Source organism: Lentzea rhizosphaerae, from assembly GCF_042649515.1.
In the GTDB taxonomy this organism is placed as follows: Bacteria; Actinomycetota; Actinomycetes; order Mycobacteriales; family Pseudonocardiaceae; genus Lentzea; species Lentzea aerocolonigenes.
In genome coordinates, this window is the sequence record NZ_JBHRZI010000016.1 from 10,606 (window position 1) to 34,427 (window position 23,822).

21 protein-coding genes are annotated in these 23,822 nt (G+C 68.2%); 11 read left to right on the forward strand and 10 right to left on the reverse strand.

Annotated elements, in window-relative coordinates:
• Positions 1-502 precede the first annotated feature (502 nt).
• The 5 genes from ACFOWZ_RS21485 (at position 503) to ACFOWZ_RS21505 (ending at position 7,327) form a co-directional block, all read left to right on the forward strand.
• Complete coding sequence (locus ACFOWZ_RS21485; RefSeq protein ID WP_030473399.1) at positions 503-1,480, forward strand: ABC transporter permease; 978 nt, start codon at positions 503-505, stop codon at positions 1,478-1,480.
• A 16-nt stretch (positions 1,481-1,496) separates the two neighbouring features.
• A complete protein-coding gene (locus ACFOWZ_RS21490) occupies positions 1,497-2,474 on the forward strand; it encodes an ABC transporter permease (RefSeq protein WP_201780197.1) in 978 nt (325 codons plus the stop codon).
• Entirely contained in the window at positions 2,474-4,603 is a 2,130-nt protein-coding gene (locus ACFOWZ_RS21495) for a dipeptide ABC transporter ATP-binding protein (RefSeq protein WP_382375165.1), read from the forward strand. The genes ACFOWZ_RS21490 and ACFOWZ_RS21495 overlap by 1 nt, the downstream gene beginning before the upstream one ends.
• Before the next feature lie 88 nt (positions 4,604-4,691).
• A complete protein-coding gene (locus ACFOWZ_RS21500) occupies positions 4,692-6,380 on the forward strand; it encodes an ABC transporter family substrate-binding protein (protein WP_382375167.1) in 1,689 nt (562 codons plus the stop codon).
• A gap of 68 nt (positions 6,381-6,448) precedes the next feature.
• Positions 6,449-7,327, forward strand: a complete 879-nt coding sequence (locus ACFOWZ_RS21505; RefSeq protein WP_382375169.1) for a DUF3592 domain-containing protein — start codon at positions 6,449-6,451, stop codon at positions 7,325-7,327.
• On the opposite strand, the gene ACFOWZ_RS21510 is transcribed toward ACFOWZ_RS21505, so the two are convergent.
• From ACFOWZ_RS21510 to ACFOWZ_RS21520, 3 genes are read right to left on the reverse strand one after another with little or no spacing between them, the layout of a single operon-like run.
• Complete coding sequence (locus tag ACFOWZ_RS21510; RefSeq protein WP_382375171.1) at positions 7,322-8,227, reverse strand: DNA polymerase domain-containing protein; 906 nt, start codon at positions 8,225-8,227, stop codon at positions 7,322-7,324. The two genes, ACFOWZ_RS21505 and ACFOWZ_RS21510, sit on opposite strands and share 6 nt — an antisense overlap.
• Positions 8,228-8,231: 4 nt before the next feature.
• On the reverse strand, positions 8,232-9,176 hold the full coding sequence (ligD, locus tag ACFOWZ_RS21515; RefSeq protein WP_382375173.1) for a non-homologous end-joining DNA ligase: 945 nt from the start codon (positions 9,174-9,176) through the stop codon (positions 8,232-8,234).
• 47 nt (positions 9,177-9,223) lie between these two features.
• Entirely contained in the window at positions 9,224-9,580 is a 357-nt protein-coding gene (locus tag ACFOWZ_RS21520; RefSeq protein WP_382375199.1) for a DUF5997 family protein, read from the reverse strand.
• A 56-nt stretch (positions 9,581-9,636) separates the two neighbouring features.
• Between ACFOWZ_RS21520 and ACFOWZ_RS21525 the strand changes: the two genes are divergently transcribed.
• Entirely contained in the window at positions 9,637-10,356 is a 720-nt protein-coding gene (locus tag ACFOWZ_RS21525; protein WP_382375175.1) for a LysR family transcriptional regulator substrate-binding protein, read from the forward strand.
• Positions 10,357-10,376: 20 nt separating this feature from the next.
• Here ACFOWZ_RS21525 and ACFOWZ_RS21530 read toward each other — a convergent pair whose 3' ends face one another.
• Positions 10,377-10,799 (reverse strand): YciI family protein, encoded by a 423-nt coding sequence (locus tag ACFOWZ_RS21530; RefSeq protein WP_382375177.1) that lies wholly within the window; start codon positions 10,797-10,799, stop codon positions 10,377-10,379.
• Between the two features lie 129 nt (positions 10,800-10,928).
• Here ACFOWZ_RS21530 and ACFOWZ_RS21535 point away from each other — a divergent pair, with 129 nt between their 5' ends.
• Positions 10,929-11,321 (forward strand): CoA-binding protein, encoded by a 393-nt coding sequence (locus ACFOWZ_RS21535; protein WP_382375179.1) that lies wholly within the window; start codon positions 10,929-10,931, stop codon positions 11,319-11,321.
• Positions 11,322-11,390: 69 nt separating this feature from the next.
• The gene (locus ACFOWZ_RS21540; protein WP_382375181.1) at positions 11,391-12,278 is read left to right on the forward strand and encodes a ParB/RepB/Spo0J family partition protein; all 888 of its coding nucleotides are present in this window, start codon (positions 11,391-11,393) and stop codon (positions 12,276-12,278) included.
• A gap of 125 nt (positions 12,279-12,403) precedes the next feature.
• Here ACFOWZ_RS21540 and ACFOWZ_RS21545 read toward each other — a convergent pair whose 3' ends face one another.
• Positions 12,404-13,510: a helix-turn-helix domain-containing protein gene (locus ACFOWZ_RS21545; protein WP_382375183.1), complete on the reverse strand. Its 1,107-nt coding sequence runs from the start codon at positions 13,508-13,510 to the stop codon at positions 12,404-12,406.
• A 120-nt stretch (positions 13,511-13,630) separates the two neighbouring features.
• On the opposite strand from ACFOWZ_RS21545, the gene ACFOWZ_RS21550 reads away from it, so the two are divergent.
• Positions 13,631-14,209, forward strand: coding sequence for an NUDIX domain-containing protein (locus tag ACFOWZ_RS21550; protein ID WP_382375185.1), 579 nt, complete (start codon positions 13,631-13,633; stop codon positions 14,207-14,209).
• A 326-nt stretch (positions 14,210-14,535) separates the two neighbouring features.
• Here ACFOWZ_RS21550 and ACFOWZ_RS21555 read toward each other — a convergent pair whose 3' ends face one another.
• Complete coding sequence (locus ACFOWZ_RS21555; RefSeq protein ID WP_382375187.1) at positions 14,536-15,498, reverse strand: hypothetical protein; 963 nt, start codon at positions 15,496-15,498, stop codon at positions 14,536-14,538.
• A gap of 244 nt (positions 15,499-15,742) precedes the next feature.
• On the opposite strand from ACFOWZ_RS21555, the gene ACFOWZ_RS21560 reads away from it, so the two are divergent.
• Positions 15,743-17,569, forward strand: coding sequence for a S8 family serine peptidase (locus ACFOWZ_RS21560; RefSeq protein ID WP_382375189.1), 1,827 nt, complete (start codon positions 15,743-15,745; stop codon positions 17,567-17,569).
• 40 nt (positions 17,570-17,609) lie between these two features.
• Here ACFOWZ_RS21560 and ACFOWZ_RS21565 read toward each other — a convergent pair whose 3' ends face one another.
• From ACFOWZ_RS21565 to ACFOWZ_RS21575, 3 genes are read right to left on the reverse strand one after another with little or no spacing between them, the layout of a single operon-like run.
• Complete coding sequence (locus tag ACFOWZ_RS21565; protein WP_382375191.1) at positions 17,610-18,203, reverse strand: AAA family ATPase; 594 nt, start codon at positions 18,201-18,203, stop codon at positions 17,610-17,612.
• 41 nt (positions 18,204-18,244) lie between these two features.
• Entirely contained in the window at positions 18,245-18,865 is a 621-nt protein-coding gene (locus ACFOWZ_RS21570) for an L-threonylcarbamoyladenylate synthase (protein ID WP_382375193.1), read from the reverse strand.
• A gap of 19 nt (positions 18,866-18,884) precedes the next feature.
• Positions 18,885-20,066 carry a zinc-dependent alcohol dehydrogenase gene (locus ACFOWZ_RS21575; protein WP_382375195.1) on the reverse strand — a complete coding sequence of 394 codons (1,182 nt, stop codon included), beginning with the start codon at positions 20,064-20,066 and terminating at the stop codon, positions 18,885-18,887.
• A 75-nt stretch (positions 20,067-20,141) separates the two neighbouring features.
• Between ACFOWZ_RS21575 and ACFOWZ_RS21580 the strand changes: the two genes are divergently transcribed.
• Positions 20,142-21,788, forward strand: a complete 1,647-nt coding sequence (locus ACFOWZ_RS21580) for a glutamate--tRNA ligase (protein WP_382375197.1) — start codon at positions 20,142-20,144, stop codon at positions 21,786-21,788.
• A gap of 732 nt (positions 21,789-22,520) precedes the next feature.
• Here ACFOWZ_RS21580 and ACFOWZ_RS21585 read toward each other — a convergent pair.
• Positions 22,521-23,717: an HNH endonuclease signature motif containing protein gene (locus ACFOWZ_RS21585; RefSeq protein WP_382375198.1), complete on the reverse strand. Its 1,197-nt coding sequence runs from the start codon at positions 23,715-23,717 to the stop codon at positions 22,521-22,523.
• Positions 23,718-23,822 lie beyond the last annotated feature (105 nt).

Sequence of the window (23,822 nt, forward strand, 5' to 3'; positions counted from 1 at the left end):
CCCCGCCAAACAACAAGGGGCTACACGCCGTGTGCACCCCCTCAGTAGCCGCAGCTGGTCGGTGGAGTGGCCCAGCGGCCGGTCCGCCGGACGGAGGCCTGACCTGCACCTGATCGATGCAGTAACGGGGCACGCTCACAGCGCTCCGCAGCGTGATGCCCGATTTTGGATCACATTGCGCTGCTTGTCCCACATCTTCCGGTGATTGCATTCACCCGTATGCGTCGCATCCATCCGAGACGCGACAGAACTTCACGGTTAATACGGTGATCCGGCCGCACAATGGTCACGCTTGGACACTCAATTGGTGAGCGTCAACTGTTGAAGTGGCAGTTCGCCCGGCCTTTTTGTCACGTCTGGGTGACTAAGGCCCGGTCAGCGGCCCCTGCACATTGGTGGGGGTGGGCGGCGGTGCGCCGGAACGGCGGTTAATCTCTTGCACCTCGTCCACTGCAATCCAGTGCGCCGACATCGCAACCACCGGGGAGAGGACTGAACACGGGTGGCCGGATTTCTGTTGCGACGGTTGGTCAACTACGTGGTGCTCGCCCTTGTGGCGACGTTCCTCGCGTTCACGTTGGCCTCCGTCACTTTTGACCCGATCGGGGTGCTGGAACAACGCAAACCACCCCCTCCGGCCGCCACGATCGAGGCGAAGCGGAAAGATCTGCACCTCGACCAGCCGATCCCGCAGCGGTTCGTGACGTGGATGAGCGGTGTGGTGCGCGGCGACTTCGGCCACACGATCACCGAACGCCCGATCACCGACGAGCTCGGCCGCCGCGTCGGTGTGAGCCTGCGGCTGTTCCTGCTCGGCATCACCCTCGGCATCGGTTTCGGCGTGCTGCTCGGCGTGGTGAGCGCGATCAGGCAGTACAAGTTCAGCGACTACTTCGCGACCCTGTTCAGCTTCGTGTTGTTGTCCACACCCGTGTTCGTGCTGGGCAACCTGCTCAAGATCGGCGCACAGGACATCAACGACGCGGTCGGCACGAACGTGCTGCTGTTCGTCGGTGAGACGACGCCGAACTTCCAGGGCACCTGGTTCGAGCACCTCTGGGACCGCCTGCAGCACCTGATCGTGCCGACGCTGACGATCGCGCTCGGGCAGATCGCCTACTACAGCCGCTACCAGCGCTCGTCGATGCTCGACGTGCTCGGCAGCGACTTCCTGCGCACCGCGCAGGCCAAGGGCCTCACCCGCCGCCAGGCGTTGTTCAAGCACGGTCTGCGCACGGCGCTGATCCCGATGGCGACGCTGTTCGCGTTCGGCTTCGGCCTGCTCGTCGTCGGTGGCACGTTCACGGAACGGATCTTCAACTGGTTCGGCATGGGGCACTGGCTGATCGAGGGCATCTCGACGCAGGACACCAACGTGACCGCGACGGTGACCCTCTTCGTGGCGGTGTGCGTGCTGTTCTCCGGCTGGCTGGCCGACGTGCTGTACGCCGCGCTCGACCCCCGAATCCGTGTGAACTAGGCAAGGTGACGACGACGTGACCGTGATCCTCAACGAGGGCGACTCCGCGGGAACCTCCGGCGCCGCCTCCGGCAGTCCTGTCGACGCCGCGCCCGAACCCGACAAGGCGATGACGCGCGGCCGCCTGGTGCTGATCCGCTTCGTGCGCAACCGCCTCGCCCTGGTCGGCCTGAGCGTGATCGTGGTGCTGTACCTGATGGCGTTCGTCGGGCCGCTGCTCAGCCCGTGGAGCTACGACCAGCAGGACTACACCGCTTTTCTGCAGCCGCCCTACGCCGACCACGTCTTCGGTACCGACAAGATCGGTACCGACATGTTCGCGCTGGTCATGCGCGGACTGCAGAAGTCGCTGATCATCGGCCTGCTCGTGGCGCTGATCTCGACCCTGGTGGCCGCCGTCGTCGGTGCGACCGCCGGCTACTTCCTGGGCGCCGCCGACCGCGCGCTCATGTGGATCGTCGACCTGCTGCTCGTGCTGCCGTCGTTCCTGATCATCGCCATCCTGAGCCCGCTGTTCCGCGGCGAGTCGTGGTGGCTGCTGGTCTTCATGCTGGCCGCGTTCCAGTGGATGATCACCGCCCGCATCGTGCGCGGCATGACGCTGACGCTGAAGGAACGAGAGTTCGTGAAGGCGGCCAAGTTCATGGGCCAGCCCGCACGCACGATCATCGCCAAGCACATCGTGCCGAACATGGCGTCACTGCTGATCATCGACGCCACCATCAACGTCGGGTCGGCCGTGCTCGCCGAGACGGGACTGAGCTACTTCGGGTTCGGCGTCCAGCAACCCGACGTCTCGCTCGGCACCCTGATCGGCACGGCCGCCGAGTCCGCGACCACCTTCCCCTGGCTGTTCCTGTTCCCGGCGGGCTTCCTCGTCGTGTTCGTGCTGGCGGTCAACTGGGTCGGTGACGGGCTCCGCGACGCGCTCGACCCCACCTCCACGCGCGTGCGCAAGCGGGAGAAGAAGGACACCGAGGAGAAGGCCGCCTGATGACCAGTTCGGAGATCCTGTTCGACTCGCCGGCCGACCCGGTGGTCGAAGGGCCGGTTCTGCAGGTCGAAGACCTCCAGGTGTCGTTCCCGAGCGAGGCGGGCCGCGTGCACGCCGTGCGCGGGCTGAGCTACGAGGTCTCGCCCGGCGAGGTGCTCGGCATCGTCGGCGAGTCCGGCTCCGGCAAGTCCGTGTCGTCGCTCGCCGTCATGGGCCTGCTGCCGCCGTCGGCGCGCATCAGCGGTTCCATCAAGTTCCAGGGCCGTGAGCTCATCGGACGCAGCGACGCGGAGCTGTCGAAGATCCGCGGCCGGCGCATCTCGATGGTGTTCCAGGACCCGCTGTCCGCGCTCACGCCCGTCTACACCGTTGGCGACCAGATCGCCGAGGCGATCCTGGTGCACCGCAAGGGCTCGGTGTCCAAGGCCGCCGCCGCCAAGCGCGCGGCCGAGCTGCTCGACCTCGTCGGCATCCCGAACGCCGCCGAACGCGCCAAGGCGTTCCCTCACGAGTTCTCCGGCGGCATGCGGCAGCGCGCGGTGATCGCGATGGCGATCGCCAACGACCCGGACCTGATCATCGCCGACGAGCCCACCACGGCGCTCGACGTGACGGTGCAGGCCCAGGTGCTGCAGTTGCTGGAGACCGCGCAGGAGGTCACCGGCGCCGGCATCGTGATCATCACCCACGACCTCGGCGTCGTCGCCGGGTTCGCGGACCGGCTGATGGTCATGTACGCGGGCCGCGCGGTCGAGACCGGCAAGGTCGACGACATCTACTCCCAGCCCCGCATGCCGTACACGCTCGGCCTGCTCGGGTCGATCCCGCGCCTCGACGTGGGCGAGAAGCAGGCGCTGGTGCCGATCACCGGCCAGCCGCCGTCGCTGACCGACCTGCCGCCCGGCTGCCCGTTCGCGCCGCGGTGCCCGATGGTCGTCGACGCGTGCCACACCGCCGAACCGCCGCTGATCAGCGTGGACGGCTCGGTCGAGCACCACGCCGCGTGCATCCGCACCGGTGAGATCGCGGCGACCGACACCGAGGGCGCCGAGGCGGCCGCGGAGATCTTCGGCGCCGAGGTCGTCGAGGCCGCCGAGATCGCCAAGGTGCCGCGCGAGGAGCGCCAAGTCGTCCTCGGGCTCGACGCGCTGGTCAAGGAGTACCCGGTCAACAAGGGCGTGGTGTTCAAGCGCCGCGTCGGCACCGTGCACGCCGTGGACGGCATCACGTTCGACATCCGCGAGGGCGAGACCCTCGGCCTGGTCGGCGAGTCGGGCTGCGGCAAGACCACGACGCTGATGGAGATCCTCGGCCTGGAGAAGCCGATGGGCGGCGAGATCTCCGTCCTCGGCACGAACGTGTCCGAGCTGGACGCCAAGCGCCGCAAGGCGATCCGCCGCGACATGTCGGTGGTGTTCCAGGATCCGATGGCCGCCCTCGACCCGCGGCTGCCGATCTTCGACGTGATCGCCGAGCCGATGCAGGTGCACGGCTACGCCAAGGCCGACATCGCGCGACGCGTGCCCGAGCTCTTGCAGCTCGTCGGCCTGCGTGCCGATCAGGCCTCCCGCTACCCGGCGGAGTTCTCCGGCGGGCAGCGGCAGCGCATCGGCATCGCGCGGGCGCTCGCCCTCGAACCGAAGCTCGTCGTGCTCGACGAGCCGGTGTCCGCACTCGACGTCTCCATCCAGGCCGGTGTCATCAACCTGCTGGAGGAGCTGAAGTCGAGCCTCGGACTGGCCTACCTGTTCGTGGCGCACGACCTCTCGGTCGTCCGCCACATCGCGGACCGGGTGGCCGTGATGTACCTCGGGAAGATCGTCGAGATCGGCGACGTGGACTCGGTGTTCGAGGCGCCGCGCCACCCGTACACGCAGGCGCTGCTGTCGGCGATCCCGATTCCCGACCCCGCGAAGGAACGCCAGCGGGAGCGGATCCTGCTCACCGGCGACCTGCCGAGCCCGGCGAACCCGCCGTCCGGCTGCCGGTTCCGCACCCGGTGCTTCCTGCACGCCTCGCTGCCTCCCGAGAAGCAGCGCACGTGCATCGAGCTGGAACCGCCGCGCGAGGTGCAGGCCCCCGACCACGAGGCCGCCTGCCACTTCGCCCAGATCCGTCAGGTCCTCTGAGTTGCCAGGAGCGGCAGAGATGACCTGCGAGCACGAACAGACAGTTGTCCCCGGCCATGGTGTCCGGGCACGAGGGAGGTTCACGGCAGTGAGTCGACGTACCAAGGTGGGAGCGGCCGCGCTGGTCGCGGTCGCCCTCACGCTTACCGCGTGTGGGGGGCCCGCCAAGAACGACACCGGGCTCAAGGGAGCGGATCAGGCTGTCGGCAAGGCGGACATCAATCCGCAGGACGCGTCCAAGGTGAAGGACGGCGGCAACTTCAACTGGCCGATCACCGTGATGGCGGACAACTGGAACAACTGGCAGCTCGACGGCACGGTCGGTGACGGCGCCGACATGCAACGCGCGGTCATGCCGAACCTGTTCCAGCAGACGGCGGACGCCAAGATCGAGCCCAACAAGGACTACCTGGAGGAGGCGAAGCTCGCCTCGACCGACCCCCAGGTCCTGGAGTTCAAGATCAACCCCAAGGCCAAGTGGTCGGACGGCAAGCCGATCACGTGGCAGGACTTCGAGTCCATGTGGAAGGCCCTCAACGGCACCAACAAGGCCTACGAGGTCTCCACGACCACCGGGTACGAGGACATCGAGAAGGTCGAGAAGGGCGCGACCGACCTGGACGTCAAGGTGACGTTCAAGAAGAAGTTCGCCGAGTGGGAGGGCATCTTCTCGCCGCTCTACCCGAAGTCGATGTTCGACTCGCCCGAGGAGTTCAACAAGGGCTGGGTGGACGCGCCGAAGGTCACCGCCGGTCCGTTCAAGATCGGCTCGATCGACCGCACCGCGAAGATCGTGACCGTCGTGCGCGACTCCAACTGGTGGGGTGACAAGCCGAAGCTCGACTCGATCACGTTCCGCCAGGTCGACCGCACCGCGACCGCGGACGCGTTCGCCAACGGCCAGATCGACTGGTACGACATCGGTTCCAGCATCGACAACTTCCAGCGCGCGAAGACCACGCCGGGCGCCGTGATCCGTCAGGCCGCCACGGCGGACTACACGCACCTGACCTTCAACGGTGCGGACACCTCGATCCTCAAGGACCCGAAGGTCCGCGTCGCCCTGATGAAGGGCATCGACACCAAGGCGATCGCGACGGCGCTGCTGGGCCAGATGCTCAAGGGCGCGCCGCAGGTCGTCGGCAACCACTACTTCCTGATCGGCACCGAGGGCTACCAGGACAACTCGGCCGTCGCGGCGTTCGACAAGGAAGCGGCGAAGAAGCAGCTCGACGACCTGGGCTGGAAGCTCGAGGGCGACGTCCGCAAGAAGGACGGCAAGGACCTCGTCGTCCGCCTCGTCATCCCGACGCCGAACCCGGTCTCGGACCAGATCTCCAAGCTGACGCAGTCGCAGCTGAAGGAGATCGGCGTCAAGATCGACATCCAGGCCGTACCGGTCGCCGACTTCTTCAAGCAGTACATCAACGTCGGCAACTTCGACATGACCGCCTTCCGCTGGACGTCCTCCGCGACGCCGATCTCGGACAGCAAGGGCATCTACTACCTCGATCCGGCCAGCACCAACCAGAACTACGGCCACATCGGCAGCGAAGAGGTCAACAAGCTGCTCGACCAGGCGAACGGTGAGCTGGACAAGACCAAGCGCATCGCACTCGCGAACGAGGCCGACAAGAAGATCTGGGAGCTGGGCGCCCAGCTGCCGCTGTACCAGGCCCCCGGCGCCGTCTGCGTGCGCAACAACGTGGCCAACTTCGGCGCGGTCGCGTACGCGAACCGTCCGTACGACTACATCCACATGGGCTTCACCAGTTGATGCGCGGTCAGGTGCCGAACGGCCCGGCGGGTCTCCGCCGGGCCGTTCGCTTCTGTTGGGAGCTTTCCGTGTTGCGTTCCCGGGTTCGTGCGCTGCGCCACGGCGTCTTCGCCACGGCGGTCGTGGTGTTCGTGTGCTCGATCGTGGGCCTGTTCTGCTGGCTGTCCTATTCGGACGGTCGTGCGCAGCTGTCCTCCCTGACCGGGCGCGAGATCGGGTCCGTGGTCTCGTACGCCGACGGCGCGGTCGAGGTGCGCTTCCCGTCGGGTACCGCCCGCATCCCGTACGAGGGCGGCGACCGGGTCGTGGGGAAGCAGGCGCAGGTGGCGTTCGACCCCGCGCATCCCGACCGTGCGGCGATCGGTGGCGCGGACCTGGTGCTGGAGACCGATCGCGCGCTGGGCGGCGTCACGTTCGTCGTCGCCGTGGTGCTGCTCGTGCTCTTCGCCGGTCTGGTGCGCCTGCTGCTGTCGGTGCGCACGGCGCGTGCCGAGCCGATCACCGCGTCGGTGCGGCGGATCCGGGTGCAGTCGGGCCTGGTGGTGCGGTCGTGGCTGGAGATCGAGGGACCGGTCGAGCGCTGGCTGCCCGTCTACTACGACCCGGTGCTCGTGACGCTGCCGTCGCCGGCGGAGGTCGAGCTGCGGGGCGGGCGGGTCGCCGTGATCGACGGCGTGACCGTGTACCCGTCCGGGCGGCCGGTGACGAGGCACCCGCGCGGCCGGCGGCTGGACAACCCCGCGCAGCCCGATCCCGAGACGCGTGCGCCTCGCGGCCTGCTCACCCAGCTGCGGACCGACTCGGTGTTCCTGGTGCCCGCGCCGTTCGTCGGCCTGTTCTGGGCCTACGTCGACGGCACCGGTTTCACGGGCTGGGCCACGGCGTCGGTGGTCGCCGCCGCGCTGGGCCTGTGGTGGGCTGCTTTCCGGGGCTCCGACCCGTCATGACTTCTCGCGTTTGCGCCGCTTGCCCTCGTGCATGGCGACGACGCGGGCGACCGGGATGCCGTGCCCCTGCGTGATCAGGTCCTCCGGCAGCCGTTGGGGCGCCGGCATCAGCGACGTCCACGGGTCGTCGTCGAACCTGCTCTTCACCGTGAAGTCGGCCGGGGTGACGTCCTTCAGCGACTCCCACGGCACGGGGAACGAGATCGGCAGACCCTCCCGCAGCCGCGGGCTGTACGCGGCCACGACCGTGGCGCCCCAGGCCCTCGTCGAGTCGAGGAACACCTTCCCGCCGCGTTCGGCCTTGATGTAGGCGGTCGTGGCGAGGTCCGGGTCGAGCTGCTCCGCCCGTGCCGCCACGGCCCGCGTCGCCGCGGCCACGTCGTCGGGGTCGTGCTGTTCGAGTGGCACGAAGATGTGCACGCCCTTGGCCCCGCTGGTCTTCACCGCGCCTTCCAGCCCGGCCTGACCGAGTGCCTCGCGGATCAGGAACGCCGACTTCACGACGACGTCGAACTCCGCGCCCTCGGGCGGATCGACGTCCAGGACCATGTGGGTCTGGTGGTCGCCCCCAGAATGATCACTGACGAACAGCGGCACGTGGTACTCGACGGCCCGCTGGTTCGCGAACCACATCAGCGTCTGCTTGTCGTCGCACAACGCGTACCTGATCTGCCGGTGCGACGCCTCCGCCCAGACCTCGACCGTCTTCACGTAGTCCGGTGTGTACTTGGGAACGTTCTTCTGCATGAACGGGTCCTGGCCGCGCAGGATCCGCCACACCGACAGCGGCCGTCCCGCGAGCACCGGCACGAACCGGTCGGCGACGAAGTCCAGGTACTCCACCAGATCGCCCTTGACCGCGCCCCCGAACAACGGCTGGTCGAGGCTCGAGAACTTCATCTGCTCACTGTTCACCGGGAACCTCGAGTTCGTCTCGGGTGGCCCACTCCAGCAGCGGCTCGATCGACCACACGGCGTCGTCGATGCCGGCGTGCAGGTCGCCCAGCTCGGCGAAGCGCTTCGGCACGGTGGCGATGGTGAACTCGCGGGGGTCCACGTCGGGAATCTCGTCCCACCGGATCGGCGTCGACACCGTGGCCTCGGGAAAACCCCGCACCGAGTAGGCGCTCGCGATCGTGTGGTCCCGCGCGTTCTGGTTGTAGTCCACGAAGACCAGCGATGGATCGCGGTCCTTGCGCCACCACGTGGTCTCGACGTCGTCGGGGGCGCGCCGTTCGACCTCGTGCGCGAACGCCAGCGCCGCCTTGCGCACGTCCGTGAACCCGTGGTCCGGCTTGATCCGCACGTAGATGTGCAGGCCCTTGCTGCCGGACGTCTTCGGGAACCCGGTCGCGCCCAGCTCGGCCAGCACCTCCTGCGCCACCAGGGCCACCCGCCGCACGCGGTCGAACGAGCAGTTCGGGCCGGGGTCGAGGTCGATGCGCCACTCGTCGGGCTTCTCGGTGTCCGCCGCACGGGAGTTCCACGGGTGGAACTCCACAGTGGACATCTGCACGGCCCAGATCACGTCGGCGACGTGCGTGACGCGCAGCTCGTCCGCGTGGCGGTTGTAGCGCGGGAAGTGCACCCGCACGGTCCGCACCCACGGCGGTGCGCCGTGCGGAAGCCTTTTCTGGTGCACCTTCTCGCCGGTCACGCCCTCGGGGAAGCGGTGCAGCATGCACGGCCGGTCCCGCAGCGCGCGGACGATTCCGTCACCGACGGACAGGTAGTAGTTCGCGAGATCCAGCTTCGTCTCGCCGCGCGCGGGGAAGTAGACGCGGTCGGGGTTGGAGATCCGCACGACGCGGTCCTCCACCTCGAGCTCCACAGCCGGGGACTTGCCCATGGAGCCAACCTAACCGCTTCGGGGCCTTTCCTCAGCCCGAACGCGGATCACTCCTGCACGAGCTTGGCCTTCTCCGCGAGCCGCGCCTCTTCGGCCTTGAACTCCTTGTAGGTCGCGCGCTCGCGCACCAGCCAGTCCGGGTTCTCGTCCTTGATGGCGTTGATCTGGTCCGTGGTCAGCGCCTCGGTGATGCCGGCCCGCGCCAGGCCCGACGTCGAGATGCCCAGCTTCTGCGCGATGAGCTGCTTGGGGTGCGGGCCGTTGCGGCGCAGGTCCCGCAGCCACTCCGGCGGGTTCGCCTGCAGCTCGTTCAGCTCGTCGCGCGACACGACGCCCGCCTGGAACTCCTCGGGCGTGGCCTCGAGGTACACGCCGAGCTTCTTGGCGGCGGTGGCGGGCTTCATGGTCTGCTGCGACTTCATGCGCAAAGAGTAACGGCAGCGTCCGGTAGCCTCAGCACGTGACCGGATCGTTCACGCTCGCGTACGTGCCAGGTGTGACGCCGGCCAAGTGGGCACGAGTCTGGCAGGACCGCCTGCCCGAGACCCCGCTGCACCTCCTCCAAGTGACCGCGGCCGAAGCCGCCGGGAAGGTGCGGTCCGGTGAGGCCGACGCCGCACTGCTGCGGTTGCCGGGTGACCGCGAGGACCTGCACGCGATCCCGCTCTACACCGAGACCACCGTCGTGGTGTTCCCGAAGGACCACGAGTTCGCGGCGGCCGAGGAACTGTCCCTTGAGGACTTGAAGGACCACGTCCTGTGGCAGCCGCTGGACGACTCGCTCGAGTGGGACGCCCAGCCCGGTCAGGCGCCCGTCGAACGTCCGGAGACGACGGCGGACGCGATCGAGCTCGTCGCCGCCGGCGTCGGCCTGCTCGTCGTGCCGCAGTCGCTGGCCCGGTTGCACCACCGCAAGGACCTCAAGTACGTGCCGCTGACCGACGCGCCGCAGTCCCGCGTGGCGTTGTCGTTCCCGATCCGGGACGAAAATCCCGAACTGGTCGAGCACATGATCGGTGTGGTCCGCGGCCGCACGGTCAACAGCACCCGCGGCCCGGCGCCGGAGCCGGCCGCGAAGAAGCCGCAGTCACCGCGCAAGCAGCAACCGAGGCAGGGCGCCGCCAAGGCCCGGCAGCCGAAGCAGGCAGCCAAGCGCGCGAAACCCCGCCGCGGCCGCTGAGCACGATCACCAGGCCCGCGTCACTGGGACTGCGCGGAGATCTGCTCGCGGAGACGGTCCTCCTGCGCCTTGATCTCGGGCGTGGTGATGCTCTCGAACGCCTCGGGGCCGTGGATCTGGCGGATCTCGACCTCACCGCCCTGGAACGGTGCCTTCTTCAGCCACTCCACGGCGTCCTGCAGCGACGGCAGTTCCCAGATCCAGAACCCGGCGATCAGTTCCTTGGCCTCGGTGAACGGGCCGTCGATGACCGTCGTGGCGCCCTTGGCGTCGAACGCGACCCGCGCGCCCTTGGCGCTCGGGTAGAGGCCGTCGCCCGCGAGCATCACGCCGGCCTTCACGAGCTCCTCGTTGTAGTTGCCCATCGCGGCGAGCTCCTCGGTCGTCGGCATCCCGTCGTTCTCGGACTCCGGGGTCGCCTTGACGATGACCATGAACCGCATCTCGATCTCCTCAGCTGTGGTGTGTCCGGTCCGTTCTGTCCAGGCGTCGATCGGGGGCGCCACCTTTCGACGAGCTCGACCGAATTGTGACTGCCATCACATCACGTGGGGCGCGGTTAGGCTGGTGACATGCGCGAAGACGTCGACTGGATCCTCGAGAACTGCCAGGTCTGGGCCATCGTCGGGCTTTCGGGCAACCCGTCCCGCGCGGCCCACGGCGTGGCCAGGTTCCTCCAGCAGCGCGGCAAGAAGATCGTGCCGGTGCACCCGAAGGCGGAGACCGTACACGGTGAGCAGGGCTACGCCACGCTCGCGGACATCCCGTTCGCGGTCGACGCGGTCGACGTGTTCCGCCGTTCGGAGGAGGCCGGTCAGTTCGTGGACGAGGCGATCTCCGTCGGCGCGAAGGCGGTCTGGTTCCAGCTCGGAGTGGTGGACGACGAGGCCTACCGGCGGGCGAAGGACGCCGGACTGCGGATGGTGATGGACGTGTGTCCCGCGATCGAGTGGCGTTCGCGGTAACCTGCCCAGATCGTCCGCGGACACTTTGGGGGTTCCGCGGGCAAAACGGCCTGGGGGGCTGGGTTTCGCATGCTCGTCGACATCGCCGCGCTGCGGCCGGCGGATTCACCGCGGCTGGCCGGCTGCAGCGAGGACTTCGTTCGTTCGCTGGCGTCTTCTGGCGCTCATCTGTCACCGATCGTCGTGCACCGCGCCACGATGAGGGTCGTGGACGGCAGCCACCGGCTGAAAGCCGCGGTGCTGCGCGGCTGCCGTTCCGTCGAGGTCGAGTACGTCGACGGTCCCGCCGAGGACGTCTTCGGCCTGTCCGTGTCGCTCAACGTCTCGACGCTCTCGACCGCCGACCGCGAGGCGGCGGCCAGGAGGTTGCTGCGGTCGCACCCGCAGTGGTCCGACCGCGCCATCGCGGCGTCGACCGGGCTCGCCGCGAAGTCCGTCGGCGTGCTGCGCCGCGCCGTGGGCGGGCAGGCGGCCGTGCGGGTGGGGCGGGACGGCAAGGTCCGCCCGGTCAACTCGGCCGCGGGGCGCCGCCTCGCCGGGCAGCTGATCTCGCAACGGCCCGAGGCTTCCCTGCGCGACATCGCGCGGGCCGCCGGGGTGTCGCCGGGAACGGTCCGGGACGTGCGGCGGCGGCTGAGCGCGGGGATGGATCCGGTGCCGGAACGGATGCGGGCCGCCGAGCGGACGACCGTGCCGGTGGTCCGTGCCGACGTCAGGGCACCGGGCGCCACCCTGCCGATCCTGCGGCGCGACCCGTCGTTGCGGTTCACCGAGCACGGACGCCTGGTGCTGCGGTGGCTGGAGGCGCACGCGGTGTCGGCGGGGGAGTGGTCCGCGGTCGCGTCCGGGGTGCCCTCGCACTGCCGGGAACTGGTGGCGGAGATGGCGCGCGGCTGTGCCGAGGCGTGGGCGCAGATGGCGGAGGCGCTGGAGAACGAGAACCGCGCCGCCGGCTAGCCTGTATCGAATCAGACACACCGGACATATTTTTTGGCGCGAAAAGCACGTTCGGGCCATCTATCGGCCCGAACGTGCTTTTCGCGCCAAACGGCAGGCGCACGGTGCTGACTTCGATACGTGACTTAGCCCTCGAAGAGGATCTCGTTGATCTCGCCCATCACCTCGCGGCCCGCCGCCGGTCGCAGGCGGGTCAGCAACCTGCTGAACGCGGTCAGGTCGATGTGCACGGTCGCGGACTGCACCTGGCGGATGTCGTCCACCAGCGCGGTGACCAGCTCGCACGCGTGGTCGACCTCGCCCGCCTCCGCGTAGGCCAGTGCGCGGCGCAGGCCGAAGCGGGTGCGGGCGCGCAGGGCGGTCGGGGCGATCAGCGGCATCTGGGTGTCCAGGATCGCGGCGGCCTCGGCGTGGCGGCCCAGGTCGTGGAACGACCAGGCGCGCGCGATGGCCACCTGGTCGACCAGGCTCGTTGAGCCGTAACGGGATTCGCCGACCGTCCGCTGGAGCTCGTCCGCGCGGTCGAGTGCCTCCTGGCAGCGGGCCGCGGCGCCGGCCAGTGCGTAGCCCTGCGCTTCCCGTTGTGCCGCACCGGCTTTCACCGCCGGCGAACGGGACCTGCCCGCCCTGCGAGCCAACCGGACCGTCTGGTGCGCGTCTCCCCGGTACAGGGCGAACTCCGCGGCGCGGACCAGGGCCCAGGCCTCGAGCTCCAGGTCACCGCCCTTGGCCGCGTACTGGACGGCGCGCTTGGTGAGCTCCGCGGCGGACGCGTCGTCGCCGCGTTCCTGCTCCATCCAGCCCGCGTACTCGGCGTACCGGGCGGCGAGCAGCCACAGGCCGCGACCGAGGCCGGGATCGTCGGCGGAGCGGGCCATGGAACTCAGGACGTCGACCTGCGGACGCAGGCTGACGAGCACCACCTCCGGGCTGAGCCGGTGGCCGAGGGCCCGGTGGTTGTCGAACATCGAGTCGTAGGTGAGCAGTGCGGTGTGATCGCTCGGAATCGGCCGGACCGGAGCGTCCGCCAGTTCGATCAGATGGCCGTCCGCGTGCAACACGCTGTCGAAGATCCTGGCCATTTCGGGGTTCGGGTGCACCTGTCCGTTCTCGATCTTGCTGAGGTGCCCCTTGCTGTACGGTACGAGACCGGCCATCTGGCTTAGTGAGAGCCCGCGCTCCTTGCGCAGGCGGCGTACCTCCTGTGCGAACGTGGGCGACAACGGCTTCACCCCCTCTTCGGGGAGTGTCTACGCGTTGAAACACCTGGATACCGAATGTCCATTAATTGGCCGGAGATTGACGATCAACTGGGTCTGATTGAAGCGGTCGGCGATGGTTCCATGTGAGTCATGGTGATGACGCGCTCCGACGAGGCGGCTGGTGTGGTGATGGTCTGGCAGCGCTTGGCGACCAACGTGGTGCACCGGTCCCCGTGGTTCGAGGTGCGCGCGGACGACGTCGTAAGACCGGATGGGGGACACGGCACCTACACCCACGTGGTGGCGCCGGGGTCGGTGACGGTCCTGGCGATCCAGGACGACGACCACGTCGTGCTGACCAGGCAGTGGATCTACACCCACGGTGGCACCGAGTGGCGGCTGCCCGGTGGTGCCGTCGACGACGCGGACGCCGATCCGCTGGCCGCGGCACGTCGTGAGCTCGCGGAGGAGACCGGCCTGCGCGCCGAGAAGTGGGAACGGCTGGGGCAGATCCACGGTGCGGACAGCCTGAGCAACCACGTCGACCACATCTTCCTCGCCACCGGCCTCACCCAGGGCGAACCCGATCTCGGGCCCGGTGAGTCCGACCTCCGCGTGCGCACCATGCCGTTCTGCCGCGCGCTCGATCTCGTCCGTCAGGGCATGCTCCCGCACGCCGGCAGTTCCCACGCGTTGCTCGTGATGGCCCTGCGTCGCACGGCCCAGTAACAGCGGGTCAGAGTTTCATCATTTCAGAGGAAACAGGAAACCCGTTCTCATTCGACTGGCGAAAAGTCACTCTTGGTGCATCGGCGAGAACATCAGCCCGAAGCGCCAGTCAGAATGAGAAGGTGAATTTCTCGATGAGAATGATCTGCTCACTCGCCACCGTTGTGAAGGTTGCCGCGATCTGCCTTTTCCTGGGATTCGTGGTCGGCAGTTTCTTCACGGTATCGGTGTTCTGACCCGACTTCGGACTGCGGTTCTCCCTGACCACTAGAGGGAGGTGTCAGCCGTGGAACCGCACTTCTGCATGAACATCTGATCCAACCCGACTAGGCACCGCGTGGCATCCACTGCACGCCGTAGCCGCGGCCCTGACGAGGATGCGGGAACGACACGTCGATCTCGCCGATCTCGTCGACGGGCAGCTTTCTCGGCCAAGGTGTCAGGTCGTCGGTGTCGCGAGCCAGGGCCTCCTCGACGCGCCACACCGATTCGGGCAGGTCGTCCCGGTCGAAGCGCACCCGCAACCGGAACGACTCGCACATCCGCTCCGGCCAGAACACGTAGGTCGGACGCATCGATTGTCCCCGCGGTACCCGCACCTCGAGTGCGAACTGGTGTGTTTGCCCTGCGTTGAGGGGTCGGGGCAACCGCAGCTTCATCAGGAAGCGCCGCGGGGACGGACGCTCGTGGCCGATGAGCTCCACCCCGTGCAACACCTCCACGTCCAGATCCCCCGGTGCACCGTCGGGCGTGGGGGCGGGGATCGTGATCGACCAGATGATCTCGTTGACACCGTCGGTGTCGGCCACGACGGTCCGGCGTTCCGTGCAGGCGGGCGTCGGGCCGTCCAGCTTCAGCAGCGCGTCGAACTCCTTGACGTGCCAGAGTTCCGACGGCGCCGCGTGCGTCGTCGAAGGCGCCGGCTGCAGTGCCACCTCGACGAGGCGCTGCAGTCCGGCGTCCATCCTCCTGCGCACCGTGCGCGCGCCGCGGTCCTGTTGCTTCGCGAGCCACTCGATGCGTTCGTTGAGGAACCGGAACTGCGCTTCCTCGTGCAGTCCGAGCGGCGCCAGAACGGCGTTGCGGACCTCCACCGGGAAACCGCGCACCGCGTTCGTCACCCAGTCCTTCAGTTTCGTTCTGACGGCTTCCGCGCCGTCGGTCTCCACGATGCCGCACACCTGGCGCAGCGCCGGGCCGACGTGCAAGTCGATTCCCGGAGTCTGCACACCGCGCCCACGGCACAACGTGCGCAGTTCTTCCATCAGCTGCTCAGGTGAGACAGGCATCCGTCCTCCGCGCGGAAATGCTTTGCCGGGCATGTCGGGCATACCTGACCGGACGTTACTCCGGATGCACCATCCGGGTGAATGTGAATATCGGCCGCCAAAGGGATTGTTCTACACCGTCCGTCAAGATGATCACCGCCGATCGACTGATGTCCTGACCTGGTCTTTCACGGTAACGTCCTGATCACGGGCGGTGACTGACCTCCGGTCGCCTCCATCCCCTGCCGATGTGGAGGTTCTATTCGTGCTGCGCACAACATTGTCAGTCTTATCGGCGTTCGCGCTGATCAGCGGCGTTCCTGCCGTCGCTGCTCCGACTGAGAACGCTTACCTGCTGCAGTTCCGCACCACGCTGTCCGACGCCCACCGCCACCAGCTCAAGGGCCTCGGCGTGCGGCTGGGTGCGTTCGTCCAGGACGGCACCTACGTCGCACGCATGACGAGCACCTCGCGCGTCTCGCGGCTGAGCTACGTGCGCGAGGTGCGCCCGTTCCAGGCCCAGCCGCAGCTCGCGGCGCTGGGCGGCTCGTCCGACTACCTGATCACGCTGGCCGAGCAGGACACGCGTGACCAGAAAGCCGTGGCCGACAAGGTGAAGTCCTTGGGCGGCAAGGTGAACGTCGTGTCCGCCAGCCGTGAGCACATCATGGCCACGCTGGACGCCGGCCAGGCCGCGCAGCTCGCGAAGCTGCCCGCCGTGATCGCCATCGACCCCGTGTCGGCGCCCGAGACGGACATGGCGATCTCACGGGAGTCGTCTGGTGCCAACTACGTCGAGACCGCGGGCGGCTACCGCGGCCAGGGCGTGCGCGGCGAGGTGATGGACGCTGGATTCCGCCTGACGCACCAGGAGTTCCGCGCCCGTCCGCCGGTGCAGCACACGGCCATCTCTGAGAACTCCCACGGCACGGCGACGTACGGGCAGATCTTCGCGTCCGGCGTCTCGTCCGCGCACCGCGGCGTGCTGCCCGAGGGCCAGGGAATCATGGCTGTCTACGGCGCCACCACCGTCCCTGACCGGTACGCGCACACCAAGCGGCTCGTCGACCCGGCCGGGCGGTACCGCGCGGTGTTCCAGTCGAACAGCTGGGGCGACTCGCTCACCACGGGCTACAACTCGATCTCGGCGCAGATGGACCGCATCGTGTTCGACCACGACATCCTGATCTGCCAGTCGCAGAGCAACGCCGGCAGCACCCGCTCGCGTCCCCAGGCGTGGGCGAAGAACGTGCTGTCGGTCGGCGGTCACTACCACTACAACACCCTCGACCGCGCGGACGACAAGTGGAACGGCGGCGCGTCGATCGGCCCCGCCGCCGACGGCCGCATCAAGCCCGAGATCTCCAACTACTACGACCGCATCGACACCACGACCTCCGGCAGCGACACGGCGTACACGACGTCGTTCGGTGGCACGTCCGGCGCCACGCCGATCACCTGTGGCAACGCCGGTCTGATGTTCCAGATGTGGGCGGACGGCGTGTTCGACGGCGGCCCCGGCAAGGCGCGTGACGTGTTCGCGTCCCGCCCGCACGCGGCGACCGCGAAGGCGTTGCTGATCAACACCGCGAACCAGCACACGTTCGTCGGCACCACGCACGACCAGACGCGCACGCACCAGGGCTGGGGCACCGCGTCCGTCCGCAACCTGTACGACCGCGCGGAGGCCGGTGGCTGGAAGCTGCCGGTGCTGGTGAACGAGACCGACCTCCTCACGACCGGTCAGTCGCGCAAGTACACCTTCACGTCCACCGGCCAGCCGCTCCGCGCGACGCTGGCCTACACGGACCCGGCCGGTTCGCCGACCGCGACCAAGGCTGCGGTCAACGACCTGACGCTGAAGGTCACCGCCCCGGACGGCACCGTCTACTGGGGCAACAACGGTCTGCTGGCCGGCAACTTCTCCACGCCGGGCGGCACCGCGAACACAGTAGACACCGTGGAGAACGTGCTGCTCTCGTCGACCGCGGCGGGCACCTGGACGATCGAGGTGATCGCGACCGCCGTGAACGTGGACGGTCACGTCGAGACGACCGCGACCGACGCCGACTACGCGCTGGTCGTGTCGTAGGTCCTGGTGGTGCGGCGGTGGCTCCGGCCGTCGCCGCACCTCACGGCCGCGCCGCCGCGAGACCGCGGGCGAACGGGCCGTTCAGCCAGGCGTCGACCTGACGCTGGCCGCGCAGCCGGACGATCACCAGATCGGGATGCCGGTTCTCCTCGATGACCCGGCGGACCCTGGCCCGCATCACGGGGTGGCGCCGCCACGACTCCCTGACGATGTGACCGGGGTCCGTGAAGAACGTCCACAGCGGCCCTTCGACGTTCCCGCCGGCGATCGGGGTTCCTCCTCCGAAGCGGCGCCTGACCGTGCGGACGATCGTGCGGACCACGGCGAACAGGCGCGGGTGGTCGAGCCACACCAGCACCTGGGTGCGCGCCGTCATCTGTTCCCGCACCTCCTCGCCCTGCCACTCGATCGCCCACTCGGGGCCCTCGATGAACTTCAGCACGTCCTCCTGCCACGTGGGCCGGACCGTCCAACCGGGAGCGTGGTAGAAGGACTCGAACTCGATGAACGGCAACTCCATCCGGTGGCAGAGGTCGCGAGCGAGAGTCGTCTTGCCCGCTCCGGGAGGGCCGGTGACCGCGATCCGCTGAAGTCGTCCGGCCGGAAGTGGCTCGTCTGGGCCGATCACGCGCATGCCGTGACCGTAGGTCGAGCCACTTCCGGAGTGCGAGCGAGTTACTCGAAGCGGGCCGGGTCGCCCGCGCCGTAGCGGATGATCTCGGCCTCGCCGCTGGAGAAGTCCACCACCGTGGTGGGCGTGGTGCCGCACTCACCGGAGTCGATCACCGCGTCCACCACGTGGTCCAGCCGTTCCTTGATCTCCCACCCCTGCACGAGCGGCTCCGCCTCGTCCGGCAGCAGCAGCGTGGACGTGAGCAGCGGCTCGCCCATGGCCTCCAGCAACGCCTGCGTGACGACGTGGTCGGGGATGCGCGCGCCCACCGTCTTCTTCTTCGGGTGCATCATGCGGCGCGGCACCTCCTTCGTCGCGGGCAGGATGAACGTGTAGTTGCCCGGCGTGGAGGCCTTGATCGCGCGGAACACGGCGTTGTCCACCACCACGAACTGGCCGAGCTGCGCGAAGTTCTCGCACATCAGCGTGAAGTGGTGCTTGTCGTCGAGTTTGCGGATCTCGCGGATGCGGTCGATGCCGTCCTTGTTGCCCAGGCGGCAGCCGAGCGCGTAGCAGGAGTCCGTCGGGTACGCGATCAGGCCGTCCTCCTGCAGGATCCGCACGGCCTGGTCGATGGCGCGCTTCTGCGGGTTGACCGGGTGGACGTCCATGTACTTGGCCATGCGGGGCAGGATATGCCGATCAAGGTTTGAGCAGCACTTTGACCATGCCGTCGTTCTTCTTCTGGAACGTCTCGTACGCCTTGGGCGCGTCCTCGAGCGGCAGGCGGTGCGTGGCGAAGTCGTCGACGCCGAGCGGGTCGTCGTCGGTGAGCAGCGGAAGGATCTCCGGCACCCAGCGCCACACGTTGGCCTGACCCATCCGCAGCTGGATCTGCTTGTCGAACATCGTCAGCATCGGCATCGGGTCCGCCATGCCGCCGTAGACGCCGACGATGGAGACCGTGCCGCCGCGGCGGACGAGGTCGATCGCGCTGTAGAGGGCCTTGAGGCGGTCGACGCCCGCCTCCTTCATGAGCTTCTGCGCCATCGTGTCCGGCAGGAGCCCGGTGAGCTGCTGGGCGATCTTGCCGACCGGTGCGCCGTGGGCCTCCATGCCGACCGCGTCGATCACCGCGTCCGGACCGCGGCCCGCGGTGAGGTCCTTGACGACGTCGGTGAGGTGCTTGCCGGCACCGCGCAGGTCGATGGTCTCGACGCCGCGGGCCTTGGCGCGCGCGAGACGTTCCGGCACGAGGTCGATGCCGATGGCCCTGGCGCCCCGGTGCTGGGCGACGCGGCAGGCCATGTCGCCGATCGGTCCCAGCCCCAGGACCGCGACGACGTTTCCTTCCTTGACGTTCGCGTACTCGACGGCCTGCCACGCGGTGGGCAGCACGTCGCTCAGGTACACGAACCTGTCGTCCTGCGGGCCGTCCGGCACCTTGATCGGCAACGAGTTGCCGAACGGGACCCTCAGGTACTCGGCCTGCCCGCCGGGGACCTGGCCGTAGAGCTTGGTGTACCCGAAGAGCGCGGCGCCGGAGTTGTGCTCGCGGACCTGGGTGGTCTCGCACTGGCTCTGCAGGCCCTGCGAGCACATGAAGCAGTGGTTGCAGGAGACGTTGAACGGGATGACCACGCGATCACCGGGTTTGAGCTCGGTGACCTGGGAGCCGACCTCCTCGACGACCCCCATGGGCTCGTGCCCGAGGACGTCGCCTTCGGTGAGGAACGGCCCGAGGACCTCGTAGAGGTGCAGATCCGACCCGCAGATGCCGCTGGACGTGATCTTGACGATGACGTCCTCCGGCTCCTTGAGGACCGGGTCCGGCACGCTGTCGACCCGGACGTCGCGTTTGCCGTGCCAAGTGACTGCCTTCATGCCCACTGGCGTTCCCCGCCGTCCAGCATTGATAACCTGGGAGAACTTCTTTCCCCGGTTTGGAGACCCTCAGCGATGCTCGACCGTGCCGTCGTCGACGCCCTGTTCCCCTCGGACCTGCCCGAGCCGTCGTTCTGGGAGGAGCAGTACCCGCCTCGGGGACTGCCGGAGGGCGCGAAGGTCACCCGCCTCGGCCCGTCGCCGACCGGTTTCCTGCACATCGGCGGCCTGTACGTGGGCATGATCGACCGCGACATCGCGTCCCACTCCGGCGGCTCGTACATCGTGCGCGTCGAGGACACCGACCAGGCCCGTGAGGTCGAGGGCGCCGTCGACCAGTTCAACCGCGCCTTCGCGTACTTCGGCATCGAGCCCGACGAGGCGGACGCGGTCGGCGCGTACGGCCCGTACCACCAGTCGCAGCGCGAGCAGATCTACCTGACCTACGTGCGCGAGCTGCTGCGTTCCGGTGCGGCCTACCTCTGCTTCGCCACGAAGGAGGAGCTGGCGGACATCACCGCGCGCCAGCAGGCCACCAAGCTCCCCACCGGCTACTACGGCCGCTGGGCGATCTGGCGCGACAAGACCGCCGACGAGGTGCAGGAGGCGCTGGACGCCGGCCGCCCGTACGTCGTCCGCTTCCGCTCACCGGGCAAGGCGGGGGAGCGCACGAAGTTCGTGGACGCGATTCGTGGGGAGTTGGAGCACGACGCCAACCGCAACGACGTGGTGATCCTCAAGGCCTCCGACCAGTCCCCGCGCCTGCCCACGTACCACTTCGCGCACGCCGTGGACGACCACCTGATGCGCGTGAACCTGGTGATCCGCGGCGAGGAGTGGATCTCCTCGGTCCCGACCCACCTCCAGCTGTTCGACGCCCTGGGCTTCGAGCGCGTCGAGTACGCCCACATCGCCCCGCTGATGAAGCAGCAGGGAGGCTCCCGCCGCAAGCTCTCGAAGCGCAAGGACCCCGAGGCCTCCGTCGAGTTCTTCATCGAGGCGGGCTTCCCGGCCGAGGCCGTCCAGTACTACATGCGGGGCCTGGTGAACGCCCGCCTGGCCGAACTCCCGCTGACCGAGGCCCTGGAGTCGCCGATCTCCCTGGCGGAATGCGGCGTCGCCGGCCCCCTGGTCGACCTGGTGAAGCTGGAAGACATCGCCGCCGACTACGTGGCCACCCTGTCCGGCTCCGAGATCATTGATCGCATCTCGGCCTGGGCCGCGACCTACGACCCGGAACTGGTCACCGTGCTGTCCGACGAGCGCGACGCGGCCCTGGCAGCCCTGGAGGTGGAGCGCGGCCCGGAGGTGGCCAACCCCCGCAAGGACCTCCGCAAGTGGTCCGACTTCCGCACCGCCTACGGCTTCTTCTTCCCGTCGCTCTTCCCCCTGGTCTCCGACCGCACCGACGAGCGCCTGGGCGGCCTGTCCCCAGACCTGATCTCGGCGTTCGCCGCGGACTTCGCCGACGGCTACGCGGACCTGGAAGACGGCCAGGAGTGGTTCGGCCAGATCCGCGAGCTCGCGGGCAAGCACGGCTTCGCGCCGAACCCCAAGGAGTACAAGAAGAACCCGGACGCCTACCCGGGGTCCATCAAGGAGGCGGCGCAGCTGATTCGCGTCTCTTTGACCGGGTCTACCCGTAGCCCGGATCTGCATGCTGTGGCTCGGACGTTGGGCAAGGACGAGGTGCTGCGCCGGGTGCGTGCGCTGGTCGGCTGAGCCTTGTGGTTGCGGCGGCCCCTGGTTCCTTGGTGGAGCTGGGGGCCGTTTGGCGTTCTGCGTTCGGGGTCGGCTTGTGTTGGTGGTCGCTTTGGGTCGTATGACGAGCCGGATCATTTCATCGCCGCTTCGCGACGATTGCGATTGGGGCTTGACTTCGGGGCCCTTGCGAGGCGCTCATCGGCCTTGAAAAGCCGGGCATAAGGAGCCCGGCCGATCCAACCAGCATAGCACCTCGCACCCAAAGTCAAGCCCCAATCGCAAGCGTGCGTGGTTGCGTTTGTTGGTCGGCTCACGTCATTACCGCTTGCCTGCATTCGCATTGCCCGATTCGGCTCGGCTTCGCCATCGCGGTTGTTGGGGGCTCGGCTTCGCCGTCGTGGTGTTGGTAGTGGGAGGTTCGGCTCGGCTACTCCATCGCCGTTTGGCGTCGGCTTCGCGAGATTGGCCGCACTGGACGTAGCCCGCTGAATTGACCTCGCGGGATTATTCTCGCGAAATAGTCTCCACTCGGGAGAAGCGTCACGCGGGAGGAAGAAACGGCCGCCCATGCCGCCGTAGGTTCGTCGGCGGTGGCGAGGGATGCCGCGCCATGGCCGGGCAGCGGTGGCGAGAGTGCCGGTCCGTGACCACAGCGCCAGTCATTGATGCCGCTTCGCCCTGCCCACGACGGTAGCCGTCGATGTCGCCTCGTCGTGGGCAGGCATCTTGATCAACACCGCTCCGCTGTGGTCAGGCGGTGTTGATCAGGTTGCGTCTGGGTCTTTGTTGCGGGTCGAGCCAGGCCGGTGGGTAGAACGTCGGTATCCCGGTGACCAGTCTGACTTCCCACTTGCTCTGGTGGATGAGTGTGTGGTGGTGGCGGCAGAGTAGGACGGCGTTGTCGACGGAGGTGTCGCCGCCGTTGGCCCAGTGGCGGATGTGGTGGGCGTCGCACTGTCTGGGTGGTCTGCCGCAGCCGGGGAAGGCGCAGCCTCGATCTCTGGTGACCAGGGTCCGGCGGATTGCGGCGGGGAAGGTGCGGGTTTTGCGGCCGATGTCGAGTGGCTGGCCTGTGCCGCCCAGGACCATGGGGATGATGCCCGCGTTGCAGGCCAGTTGACGGGCCTGGTCGGCTGGGATGTGGTCGCCGTTGTCGAGGGTGGCGTGGCCGACCCTGTTGGCGAGGTCGTCGTAGGGCATGGTCAGGGTGAGGGTGACTGGTTCGCCGCCGTGTTCGGGGAGTTGGTCGGCGCGCAGCATCAGGTCGATCAGCTCGGCGAGGGCGTCGCCTTCGCGTTGCTCGCGGCTGCGCCGGTCCGGGCCCTCGTCCGTGGTGTTCGGGCGGGGCTTGGCCAAGGGGTCGATCAGTGCCTCGTACTTGGCGCCGGTGACCTTGTCGAGCTTCGCGCGGATCTCCAGCCGTCCGTTCTTCCACCGCATCATGTGTTCGTTGCCGGGCGGCGCGGGCTCGGGATCGCGAGGTTCCGGGTCGTTCTGGTAGAGGCGGTAGGCCAGGTCTTCGCCGAACTTGCGCACTTCGTTGGGTTCGTGGTCGCGGGCGTAGTCGACCAAGGGCGCTTCGGCTTCGGCGGGCAGCGTTTCCATGGCCTGGGCGACCACGGCGACGTGCTCGATCGACAACGCGCCCTCGGCCACCGCCTCGGCAGTGGCCGGGAGTTCGGGCTGGAGTTCGCTGCCGGTCGGAGTGATCGCTCCACTGAGCCGCGCGGCGGTGGTGACCCATTTCCTGGCGGTGGTGAGATCCCAGCGGACCGCGTGCCGCAACACCTGCGCCAAATCCTTGTAACCCAGCTCGCTGGCGGCTCCGCGCCGTTCGAGCTCGGCGATTTCCTGCATCAGCTCGTTCTCGCGCACCCGAATCTCCGTCACCTTGCTGACGACACTGCGCAGCAGCTCGTCGGTGGGGAGGAGGCGGGTTTCGATCACGTGTTCTAATCTACCGCAAGATCACAAATAGATAACGAGGAAACCGGAACACGATAGGGTGAACCGGCCAGCCGAGCGACGTGATCCGCGAAGCCGCAGGCAAGC

Bases quoted from the DNA above. Each gene is read 5' to 3' on its own strand.
- ACFOWZ_RS21580 (WP_382375197.1), top strand. From the start codon at position 20,142: ATGCTCGACCGTGCCGTCGTCGACGCCCTGTTCCCCTCGGACCTGCCC.
- ACFOWZ_RS21535 (WP_382375179.1), top strand. From the start codon at position 10,929: ATGCGCGAAGACGTCGACTGGATCCTCGAGAACTGCCAGGTCTGGGCC.
- ACFOWZ_RS21495 (WP_382375165.1), top strand. From the start codon at position 2,474: ATGACCAGTTCGGAGATCCTGTTCGACTCGCCGGCCGACCCGGTGGTC.
- ACFOWZ_RS21570 (WP_382375193.1), bottom strand. From the start codon at position 18,865: ATGGCCAAGTACATGGACGTCCACCCGGTCAACCCGCAGAAGCGCGCC.
- ligD (WP_382375173.1), bottom strand. From the start codon at position 9,176: ATGGGCAAGTCCCCGGCTGTGGAGCTCGAGGTGGAGGACCGCGTCGTG.
- ACFOWZ_RS21530 (WP_382375177.1), bottom strand. From the start codon at position 10,799: ATGCGGTTCATGGTCATCGTCAAGGCGACCCCGGAGTCCGAGAACGAC.
- ACFOWZ_RS21510 (WP_382375171.1), bottom strand. From the start codon at position 8,227: ATGAAGTTCTCGAGCCTCGACCAGCCGTTGTTCGGGGGCGCGGTCAAG.
- ACFOWZ_RS21540 (WP_382375181.1), top strand. From the start codon at position 11,391: ATGCTCGTCGACATCGCCGCGCTGCGGCCGGCGGATTCACCGCGGCTG.
- ACFOWZ_RS21550 (WP_382375185.1), top strand. From the start codon at position 13,631: ATGGTGATGACGCGCTCCGACGAGGCGGCTGGTGTGGTGATGGTCTGG.
- ACFOWZ_RS21575 (WP_382375195.1), bottom strand. From the start codon at position 20,066: ATGAAGGCAGTCACTTGGCACGGCAAACGCGACGTCCGGGTCGACAGC.
- ACFOWZ_RS21565 (WP_382375191.1), bottom strand. From the start codon at position 18,203: ATGCGCGTGATCGGCCCAGACGAGCCACTTCCGGCCGGACGACTTCAG.
- ACFOWZ_RS21555 (WP_382375187.1), bottom strand. From the start codon at position 15,498: ATGCCTGTCTCACCTGAGCAGCTGATGGAAGAACTGCGCACGTTGTGC.
- ACFOWZ_RS21520 (WP_382375199.1), bottom strand. From the start codon at position 9,580: ATGAAGCCCGCCACCGCCGCCAAGAAGCTCGGCGTGTACCTCGAGGCC.